Origin of the sequence: Massilia sp. TWP1-3-3, assembly GCF_049897805.1 — a bacterium.
Classification (GTDB): domain Bacteria; phylum Pseudomonadota; class Gammaproteobacteria; order Burkholderiales; family Burkholderiaceae_D; genus Telluria_A.
Genome location: NZ_JAFCWX010000024.1, coordinates 88086 through 97965, shown reverse-complemented (window position 1 = coordinate 97965; position 9880 = coordinate 88086). Strand labels below are relative to the sequence as shown.

General features: G+C 59.4%; 10 protein-coding genes and 1 tRNA gene. 4 read left to right on the top strand and 7 right to left on the bottom strand.

What is annotated here, in order from left to right; all coding sequences use genetic code 11:
• Nucleotides 1–135 precede the first annotated feature (135 nt).
• The 7 genes from ACP7D4_RS20680 to cysS form a co-directional block, all read right to left on the bottom strand.
• Nucleotides 136–714: a hypothetical protein gene (locus ACP7D4_RS20680; RefSeq protein ID WP_426211038.1), complete on the bottom strand. Its 579-nt coding sequence runs from the start codon at nt 712–714 to the stop codon at nt 136–138.
• Between the two features lie 367 nt (nt 715–1081).
• Nucleotides 1082–1174, bottom strand: a tRNA-Ser gene (locus tag ACP7D4_RS20675).
• A gap of 92 nt (nt 1175–1266) precedes the next feature.
• Entirely contained in the window at nt 1267–2514 is a 1248-nt protein-coding gene (locus ACP7D4_RS20670) for an aspartate kinase (protein ID WP_426102057.1), read from the bottom strand.
• 134 nt (nt 2515–2648) lie between these two features.
• On the bottom strand, nt 2649–4055 hold the full coding sequence (gene tilS / locus ACP7D4_RS20665; protein WP_426211036.1) for a tRNA lysidine(34) synthetase TilS: 1407 nt from the start codon (nt 4053–4055) through the stop codon (nt 2649–2651).
• Complete coding sequence (locus tag ACP7D4_RS20660) at nt 4052–5029, bottom strand: acetyl-CoA carboxylase carboxyltransferase subunit alpha (RefSeq protein ID WP_426211034.1); 978 nt, start codon at nt 5027–5029, stop codon at nt 4052–4054. Before ACP7D4_RS20660 ends, tilS begins: the two co-directional genes overlap by 4 nt.
• 76 nt (nt 5030–5105) lie before the next feature.
• Nucleotides 5106–5765, bottom strand: a complete 660-nt coding sequence (locus ACP7D4_RS20655; protein ID WP_426211046.1) for a DNA-3-methyladenine glycosylase family protein — start codon at nt 5763–5765, stop codon at nt 5106–5108.
• The gene (gene cysS / locus ACP7D4_RS20650) at nt 5765–7162 is read right to left on the bottom strand and encodes a cysteine--tRNA ligase (RefSeq protein ID WP_426211032.1); all 1398 of its coding nucleotides are present in this window, start codon (nt 7160–7162) and stop codon (nt 5765–5767) included. The genes ACP7D4_RS20655 and cysS overlap by 1 nt, the downstream gene beginning before the upstream one ends.
• Nucleotides 7163–7436: 274 nt before the next feature.
• Between cysS and ACP7D4_RS20645 the strand changes: the two genes are divergently transcribed.
• The 4 genes from ACP7D4_RS20645 to ACP7D4_RS20630 are packed head-to-tail and all read left to right on the top strand — an operon-like array spanning nt 7437 to nt 9870.
• Nucleotides 7437–8060, top strand: coding sequence for a peptidylprolyl isomerase (locus ACP7D4_RS20645; RefSeq protein ID WP_426211030.1), 624 nt, complete (start codon nt 7437–7439; stop codon nt 8058–8060).
• A 52-nt stretch (nt 8061–8112) separates the two neighbouring features.
• Nucleotides 8113–8604 carry a peptidylprolyl isomerase gene (locus ACP7D4_RS20640; protein WP_426211028.1) on the top strand — a complete coding sequence of 164 codons (492 nt, stop codon included), beginning with the start codon at nt 8113–8115 and terminating at the stop codon, nt 8602–8604.
• A 40-nt stretch (nt 8605–8644) separates the two neighbouring features.
• A complete protein-coding gene (locus ACP7D4_RS20635; RefSeq protein WP_426102343.1) occupies nt 8645–9409 on the top strand; it encodes a UDP-2,3-diacylglucosamine diphosphatase in 765 nt (254 codons plus the stop codon).
• Complete coding sequence (locus ACP7D4_RS20630) at nt 9409–9870, top strand: hypothetical protein (RefSeq protein ID WP_426211026.1); 462 nt, start codon at nt 9409–9411, stop codon at nt 9868–9870. Before ACP7D4_RS20635 ends, ACP7D4_RS20630 begins: the two co-directional genes overlap by 1 nt.
• Nucleotides 9871–9880: the final 10 nt, after the last annotated feature.

The following is a 9880-nucleotide window of genomic DNA, read 5'->3' as shown; positions in this document are numbered from 1 at the left end:
AGCAAAAGATTTCAGGCTGCTTCCGCACCGTCGAAGGCGCTGAAAATTTCTGCGTCATTCGCTCCTGCCTCGATACGCTGCGAAAGCAGGGCCACGGCATGCTGGAGGTGCTGCAACGCGCCTTCGCCGGTAATCCTATCCAGCCCACTGCATAGGCGCTGAACAGTCACGAAATTTGACGCCCACGCAGCGCTTCCCTACGGTGCGCAACCTTACGCGGAAACTCTGTGCTCGCACGAAGTCAAATACTTGCGAACAGCCCGCGCTCAGATACTCCGGCGTGTAGGCACCACTGTCGTTGAGCGCGACAGAAGCACTGAACATCATTCGGTACGCATCAGGTTTGCGGTTAATGCTGATAACAGCATCCTCATCAAAGGCTTTTTGATTTAGTGGAATTACAGCAGTTAACGAACTTGTAAGTGCAATGGGTTCGTTTACTGCTACTCCCTCTACAGTGAGTGTCAAGGGAGAGGTGTCAAGGTCGGGAACCAGGGGGATGAGCTGAAATAGAGCCCGGACTGCATCCTTGAGGCCGGCGTAGGTGTCCGAAAATTTCAGGGCGCTATGCGCGAAGCGGTAGTTGACCTGAAGCGGGTTGCGGATGCCCACCACCGTAACTTGGGGGCCGGCCTCTTGGCCACGCGCCATACTGCTCATCCCATGGAGAGCTAAACAGAAGACAAGCAGTCGAATTTTGAAGAATGGAACCATTGTCTCGAAAATAATGGCAGCACGCTGCCGGTCATGATGTCGAAGCCCCCGCCGTCCCCGTCAGGCATGCATGGGCACGAGGTTCTTTTGTTCAACGCAGGGCGCGCATGCCGATGGCGAGTTATAGATGGGCGTGAGGGCGCAAAATGCCTTGGACGCACGCTGACGACGCGCATTGGGCCGCAGTGCGGGCGGCGCTACGGGAGCCCGTACAAGTCAAACACAAGCGTTTGCACAGTTTAGCCGGCCCGCCCTGCGGGCTACCGGATTATCTCCACCATCAACGCTAGTGGACAGCAACAACGCCATTTCCCGCTATGAGCATGCAAAAAAAAAGCTCCGGTGAGGGAGCTTTTTCTTCAAATACTGGCGGAGACGGTGAGATTCGAACTCACGATACAGGTATAAGCCGTATGCATCCTTAGCAGGGATGTGCCTTCGGCCACTCGGCCACGTCTCCTTTCTTATCCAGCGAACTAGATCAGAAGACCGCGATGATACCGGTTACCCGGCAGTTTGGTCAATGGAGCACGCTCACTTTTTTGAAAAAAGTTATGCATTTTCCAAATCAAAGGTTTTATGCAGCGCGCGCACGGCCAATTCCATGTACTTTTCATCGATCAGCACTGAAATCTTGATCTCGGATGTCGATATCATCAGGATGTTGATGCCCTCTTCCGACAGCGTGCGGAACATCTGCGAGGCCACGCCCACGTGGCTGCGCATGCCCACGCCCACCACCGACACCTTGGACACCTTGGCGTCGCCCGAGACGCTGGCAGCGCCCAGCTCGGCGCGGCCCGCTTCCAGGATCGCCAGCGCCTTGGCGTACTCGCCGCGCGTGACGGTAAAGGTGAAGTCGGTCTTGCCTTCCACCGACTGGTTCTGGATGATCATGTCCACTTCGATGTTGGCATCGGCGACCGGCCCCAGGATGTGGTACGCCACCCCCGGCTTGTCGGGCACGCCCAGGACGGTGATTTTGGCCTCGTCGCGGTTGAACGCGATACCGGAGATGACGGCTTGTTCCATATGTGTATCTTCCTCAAACGAAATCAGGGTGCCCGACTTGGCTTCTTCTTCAAGCGGCATCAGGGGGTCGGTCAGCGACGACAACACGCGGGTAGGCACGCGGTAATTGCCGGCAAATTCAACGGAACGGCTCTGCAGCACTTTCGAGCCCAGCGAAGCCAGTTCCAGCATTTCTTCAAACGTAATGGTCTTCAAGCGGCGCGCTTCGGACACCACGCGCGGATCGGTCGTGTAGACGCCGTCGACGTCGGTGTAGATCAAGCACTCTTGCGCCCCCATGGCGGCCGCGATCGCCACGGCCGAGGTGTCCGAACCGCCGCGGCCCAGCGTTGTGATATTGCCGTGCTGGTCGATGCCCTGAAAGCCCGTGATGATGACGATCTTGCCTTCGGCCAGGTCAGCCTTGACCTTGGTGTCATCGATCGACTCGATGCGCGCCTTGGTGTACGACGAATCAGTCTTGATCGGCACTTGCCAGCCGGCGTAAGAGACCGATTTCTTGCCGATGGCCAAAAGTGCCATCGACAGCAAGCCGACCGACACTTGTTCGCCGGTGGCGGCGATCATGTCGAGTTCGCGCGGGTCGGGATGCTCCATCAGTTGCTTGGCCATGCCGATCAAGCGGTTGGTTTCGCCCGACATGGCCGACGGCACAACAATAATCTGGTGTCCCGCGTCATGCCACTTGGCGACCCGTGCCGCCACGTTTTTGATGCGGTCGGTCGATCCCATCGACGTACCACCATATTTGTGGACAATTAAAGCCATAAGAGAGAAGTTTCCGCTCAAGAATATTAAAAAGAAGGGCTCAACTCTACATGCTGCGGTGCAAAAAAACAAGGCACGGGGAATCGGAAAGCTATATCGTATTGGTATATGGTAATTACATTTCCAGGTAGGCGTCAGGCCGCGAACGTCTGCCAGCGCAGAGCGATAAAGGGACCGGAACCGGTCCCGAAGTGGTGGCAATCCATGCCAATGCCCGCCGCAAACAGCAAGCTTTTGCCGGTGGAAACGACCGGCAGGCGCGCGCGCTCCCAGGCCGGTACGTTGCACGCCTGGTAGTGATATTTCAGCGGCCTGGTGGGCCGGTTGGCGGCCGGCTTGAGCCGCTCGCCGCCCTTGCGAAAATCGATCAGCAGCGGCTGGGCGCGCAGCCAGTCGGTGTCCATGCCCTGCTCGCCCTGGTCAAAATGGAGCACCCCGCCGTAGGCCGGAAAGGCCATGCTGGCCTCGCCCGTCCAGGCGAACAGTTCGCCTTCCTTGACGAACACGCCTTCATCGTCCGGATCGCGCTGGCCGGCCAGGTCAGCCAGCTTGGGCGTGATGTGCAGCAGGTCTCGGTGGCGCCGGATGTGGCAATCGGGATGGGTGACCAGCACTTGGCGGTCGTGGCGCGCCTCCACCAGCTGGGCCACCATTTCGGTCAGCCAGGCGGTGGACGGCATGCGCATGGCGCGCAATGCAAACCAATGGCGCAGCATGTTGTAAGCGCGGTCCAGGCTCATCGCGCGCAGCTTGGCGCAATCGATGCAGCCGTCAACCAGGCAGCCGGCCAGGTCTTGTTCGGCCAGTTCGGTCAGCAGGCGCTGGGCCGACTGGGCATGCGCCGCGCTGCGGGCAAAGCGCTCCTGATAACCGGGAAACGCTTGCGCCAGCGATGGCATCACCTGGTGCCGCAGCGCATTGCGGGCGTAGCGCGGATGCGTGTTCGATTCGTCTTCCACGTAGCCGATGGCCTGAGCGGCGACGTAATGTTCAAGCGCGCCACGCGACACCGGCAGCAGCGGGCGCGCCATCACCAGATCAGGATTGCCCAGCAGTTCAGGCGCGGCGTTGGCCGCGTCCATGCCGGAAAGACCGGCCGTGCCCGAGCCGCGCAGCAATTGCAGCAGCACTGTTTCAGCCTGGTCGTCGAGGTGGTGGGCGGTGAGCATCAGGCGCACGCCGTGTCCGCGGCACATGGCGCCCAGGGCGGCGTAGCGTGCCTTGCGGGCAGCAGCCTCCACGCCCGACCTGGTTTTTTCCAGCACCACGCGGCACGCTTCAAACGGGATGCCGAGCGTGGCGCAGGTCGCTTCGCAATGGACGAGCCAGGCATCGGCGTTCGGACTGATGCCGTGGTGAACGTGAAAGGCGAACACGGGCACGCCGTGCTGCACGCCGTAGGCATGCGCCAGGTGCAACAGGACGGAGGAATCGAGACCGCCACTGTAGGCGATCGCGATCGGGTCGGGAGAAACGTCGCGCAGGCCGCTCAAGGCCCGCGCAAATGCTGCCGGAAGGTTCCCGGCGATCTGCTGGCTCACTCTTCGGCCGGCGTCGTTTCTTTGAACTTGCCGTAGCTCATCAACTTTTGATGGCGCTGCTCGATCAAGTCCTTGGTTTTGATGCCCTGGAACTGGCGCAGCGTGTCGGCCAGTGCGCGCTTGAGCATGGTTGCCATGGCTTTCGGGTCGCGGTGGGCGCCGCCCAGCGGTTCATTGATGATCTTGTCGATCAAGCCCATGGCCTTGAGGCGGTGGGCCGTCAGGCCAAGCGCGTCGGCAGCCTCGGAGGCGCGCTCAGACGTTTTCCAGAGGATCGATGCGCAGCCTTCGGGCGAGATGACGGAGTAGGTTGCATATTGCAGCATCAGCACGGCGTCGCCCACGGCAATGGCCAGCGCGCCGCCCGAGCCGCCTTCGCCGATGATGGTCGCGATCAGCGGCACCTTAAGTTCGGCCATCACGTACAGGTTGTGGCCGATGGCTTCGGACTGGCCGCGCTCTTCGGCGTCGATGCCGGGAAAGGCACCCGGGGTGTCGACAAAGGTGAAAATCGGCAGGCCGAATTTTTCAGCCACTTTCATCAGGCGCATGGCCTTGCGGTAACCTTCCGGCTTGGGCATGCCGAAGTTGCGCAGCGCGCGCTCCTTGGTGTCGCGCCCCTTCTGGTGGCCGATGACCATGCAAGCCTGGCCGTTGAAGCGGGCCAGACCGCCCACGATGGACAGATCGTCCGCATACGAACGGTCGCCGTGCAATTCGTGGAAATCGGTGAAGATTTCATTCACATAATCCATGGTGTACGGACGCTGCGGGTGGCGGGCAATTTGGGAAACTTGCCAAGGCGTCAGCTTGGCGTAGATGTCTTTGGTCAGCTGCTGGCTTTTTTTGGCCAGCCGATCGATCTCTTCGGAAATGTCCACCGCAGAGTCGTCCTGGACGAAGCGCAGCTCTTCAATCTTCGAATCGAGCTCTGCAATTGGCTGCTCAAAATTGAGGAATGTTGTTTTAATCATTATATCTCCGGATAAATTCAAGCCGCGACATGCCCCGCCGCGCGGCCGATACAAGCACTATTCTACCGCCGTTCAGCTATTCGACAAAAATGGGATCGAGGGAACGCCACAAATACCATGTGGCGACCGTACGCCACGGCTCCCAGTTGGCCGAGACTTCGCGCGCATCGCTGCGCGAGACCGGCTCGCCCGAAAAATAATTCTGGCTGATGCCTTGGATTAAGCCAGGGTCGTCGAGCGGCAGTACATTCGGGCGCAACAGATTAAATATCAAAAACATCTCGGCTGTCCAGCGTCCGATGCCGCGGATTTGCACCAGTTCGGCGATGACGGCTTCGTCATCCATCTCCGCCCATTGGTTCGCATGCACGCGCTTGGCCTTGAAATGGTCGGCCAAGTCGAGGATGTATTCGGTCTTGCGCTTGGACAGACCGCAGCTGCCTAGCTGCTCGGCGCCCGCCTTGATGACCTGCGCCGGCGTAATTTTGGGGCACACGGTGATCAGCTTGTTCCAGGCCGCGTCGGCGGCCTTGGTGGTCACTTGCTGACCGACCACGGAGCGCGCGAGCGTGGTGAACGGGTCGCCATGGCCGACCAGATGCAGGTCGCCAAATTGCGGGATCAGCTTTTTCATGATGCGGTCGCGCTTCATGAGTTCGGTTTTGGCTTGTTCCCAATAGGCAGGCACTGCGAGTACCAGCGAGGTGGTCCCCGCGCTGTCCTTGTGCAGCGCCATCATGCGCGACGCCAGGAGGTGGTGCCGTCCGGCTTGTCTTCGAGGATGATGCCTTCGTTCAGTAAGTCGGCGCGGATCTTGTCGGAGGCGGCGAAATTTTTCGCTTTTTTGGCGGCGATGCGCTCGTCGATGCGCGCCTGGACGGCGTCGCCAGCGTCTTCGCTGCCTTGTAAAAATTGCTGCGGCGTGCGTTCGAGTAAGCCGATCACGCCGGCCAGCGCCTTGTACTGGCGCGCATGGGCGAGCGACTTGCTTTTGTTCAGTTCCGTGGCCAGGTCGAACAGCGCCGCGAGCGCGACCGGCGTGTTGAAGTCGTCGTCCATCGCTTCGCGAAAACGCATGGCATGCGCTTCTTCCCAGTCGACGGCGACATCGATGCCGGCCAGATCGACGTCAGCCAGCTCAACGTCAACCAGCGCCGTGTACAGGCGCGTGAGCGCGGCCTTGGCGTCGTCCAGATGGGCGTCGGAATAGTTGAGCGGGCTGCGATAGTGTGCGCGCAAAATAAAAAAACGAACGACTTCGGCATCATACTTTTTCAGCACATCGCGGATCGTGAAAAAATTGCCCAGCGACTTGGACATCTTTTCGTTATCGACGCGCACAAAGCCGTTATGGAGCCAGAAATTGGCCATCGGATGGCCAAAAGCGCCTTCGGACTGGGCGATTTCATTTTCGTGGTGGGGAAACTGCAAATCAGCCCCGCCGCCGTGAATGTCGAATTGTTTGCCCAGCGTGGCGCACGACATGGCCGAGCATTCGATATGCCAGCCGGGACGTCCGCTGCCCCATTTGGAATCCCATTTCACTTCATCGGGCTCTGATTCCTTGGACGCCTTCCAGAGCACAAAGTCGAGCGGGTCGCGTTTGCCGGTATTGACGTCCACGCGTTCGCCGGCGCGCAGGTCGTCGAGCGACTTGCCCGACAGTTTGCCGTAGCCTTCAAAATTGCGGACTGCATAATTGACGTCGCCGTCTGCGGCGCGATAGGCCAGCCCTTTTTGCTCGAGCAGCTCGATAATGCCCAGCATCTGCGGTACGTACTGCGTGGCGTGCGGGACCACGTCGGGCGCCAGGATGCCCAGTGCAGCCGTGTCTTCATCCATGTATGTTTCAAAACGCGACACCAGCGCATGGATCGACTCGCCGTTTTCCACGGCGCGCTTGATGATTTTGTCTTCGATGTCGGTGACGTTGCGCACGTAGGTGACCTGGTAGCCCGACGCCTTGAGCCAACGATAGATTACGTCGAAGGCCATCATCATGCGCGCGTGGCCGATATGGCAGTAATCGTAGACCGTCATGCCGCAGACATACATGCCCGCCTTGCCTGGTACGATCGGAACGAAGACCTGCTTGTCACGCGCAAGCGTGTTGTAAATCTTTAGTTGGCTCATCGGATTTCTACTGGTGACAGCGCGCGCCACACCCGGGCAATACCATCACCAGGCGCGAGCGCCGCATAGGCGCGCACCGGTGAAACGGTTATTGCTTCGAGATCGTTGGCGCCCTCTGCGTGTTCTTCTTTGGGATAGAATAGGGCGTTGCGAGCAAAGTATAGCATTGATAAAATCCCGACTGGCCGCATATGGATCAGGTTTATTTTTGCGTAAAAGGCTTGACAGCCGATCCGCCACTTTATATCAAATGTTCAACACCAAGGAAGCCCTAATGCAAGAATCGAAAATGTTTTCGAAATTGGTCCGCACGCCCCTGCTCGTCCGCTTCCTCACCGTATTTTGCGGCCTCACGCTCAGCCACGCTGTCATGGCCGCCGAACCGCCGCAAGTGGCCATCAATACCAGCATGGGTGAAATCGTCGTGGAACTGGACCAGGAAAAAGCGCCGAAAACGGTCGCCAATTTTCTTACCTACGTCAAGAGCGGCCATTACAAGGGAACCATTTTCCACCGCGTGATCGACGGCTTCATGATCCAGGGCGGCGGCATGGACGCCAAGCTCAATCAAAAGAAAACCAACAAGCCGGTCGAGAACGAAGCCAAGAACGGCCTCAAGAACGTGCCCTACTCGCTCGCCATGGCGCGCACCGCCGATCCGCATTCGGCCACGTCGCAGTTTTTCATTAACGTTGCCAACAACGAGGCGCTCGATTATCCGGGGCGCGACGGCTTTGGCTACACGGTGTTCGGCAAGGTCGTGTCGGGCCAGGATGTGGTCGACAAGATCAAGGGCGTGCTGGTCGATGATGTCAAGGGCCAGCAAAACGTGCCGGTCATTCCGATCGTGATCAAGGGCGCCACGCTGGTCAAGGCGCCAGCGGTACTGAAACAGTAATAAAGCGCAGTAAAATAGCGATCAAACAAAAACTCTACTGAAGGATCTCATCATGGCCGTACTGATTACCACCAACATGGGCAATATCACCGTTGAACTGGATGCTGAAAAAGCGCCGAAAACGGTTGCCAACTTCCTCGAATATGTTTCTAAGGGCCACTACAGCAATACGATTTTCCACCGCGTGATCGGCAACTTCATGATCCAGGGCGGCGGTTTCGACCCTGACCTGAAGCAAAAGCCGGCTGACCAGCAAGTGGAAAACGAAGCCAAGAACGGCCTGAAGAACAAGCCGTACACGCTGGCAATGGCGCGCACGTCGGATCCACATTCGGCCTCGGCGCAGTTCTTCATCAATACCGTGGACAACAGCTTCCTCGACTATCCGGGCCAGGATGGCTGGGGTTACGCCGTGTTCGGCAAAGTGACCGACGGCACCGACGTGGTTGACAAGATCCGCAAAGTTCCGACCGGTCGCAGCGGCATGTTCTCGTCCGACGTGCCAAAAGAGTCAGTCATCATCGAGAAGATCGAAGTCATCTGATGCACTGCGGGCATCCGGTTCCGGCCTTTGCGCGATGACGATGCCCGCGCGCACGCTCGCGCTGTTCATTTCCGACCTGCACCTGCAGACCTCGCATCCCGAAACCTGTGCGGCATTTTTTGCCTTCCTGCAGGATCGGGCGATGGCCTCGCAGGCGCTCTACATTCTCGGCGACCTGTTCGAATATTGGGCAGGCGACGACGATCTCGCTGATTCGTTCCACCAAACAATTACACAAGCCATACGCGCCGTGGTTGACGCCGGCGTGGCCGTTTACTGGATCGCAGGCAATCGCGATTTTCTGGTGGGCGCGGCATTTGCTGCCGCTACCGGCGTGACGCTGCTGGCCGAACCGCATGTTGCCGACATCGGCGGTCAACGGGTGGTGCTGGTGCACGGCGACGCGCAGTGCACCGGGGACGTGAAGTACCTGGCGTTTCGCGCCCAGGTGCGCGATCCGGTGTGGCAGGCGCAATTTTTGGCAATGCCGCTGGCGCAGCGCAAGGCAATCATCGCCGGCATGCGCGAGGGCAGCAAGGAAGCGCACAGCACCAAGAGCGCCGAGATCATGGACGTGGCGCCCTCTGCCGTCGATGCGCTGTTCGATGCCGCCGCATGCGACGTCATCATTCACGGCCACACCCACCGCCCGGCCCTGCACGCGCACGGCGGACGGCGGCGTTACGTGCTGCCGGACTGGGAGCCGTATGCCGAACCGGCGCGCGGCGGCTGGATCGCCATTGGAAGCGACGGCGCCGTCACACGGTTCGACCTCGACGGCAAAGTGCTCGCCAGCACGCCGTAATGGACAGGCTTCCTGCGCCGATCGTCATTGCCATGGCCCTGATAGGCCTCATGTTCGCCGCTATCATGCTGGGCAGTGGATGGCATTATGGACGGCGCCGGACCTGGATCAAGGTCCAGGCACTGGTGATCAACACCGCCTTCGACAGCGAGGACCCCAAACTGCTCGATCTTACCGTGACTTACCCGGTAAAAGCAGGTTCAGGACCGACGGTTCAGCGGGAATCCACTGTCAGTGTCGATGCATCCATGTGCGAAAAAGCGTTTGGCGTTGCCGACCTGCGCCTTCACGATCAGTTGCTGCGCATGCCGCTCGACGTCTGGTATGCGCGCGAGTTTCCCTACGATAGCTACGCTGTCGAACAGTGCGCATCTTCCAGGCGAAAGGAAGCTGTCGCCGCTTGCTGCATTGGCGCGTTGATTCTGGCGCTCACCATGTTGCTGCTGTTCAGCCAGCTGTAACCCACCCGGC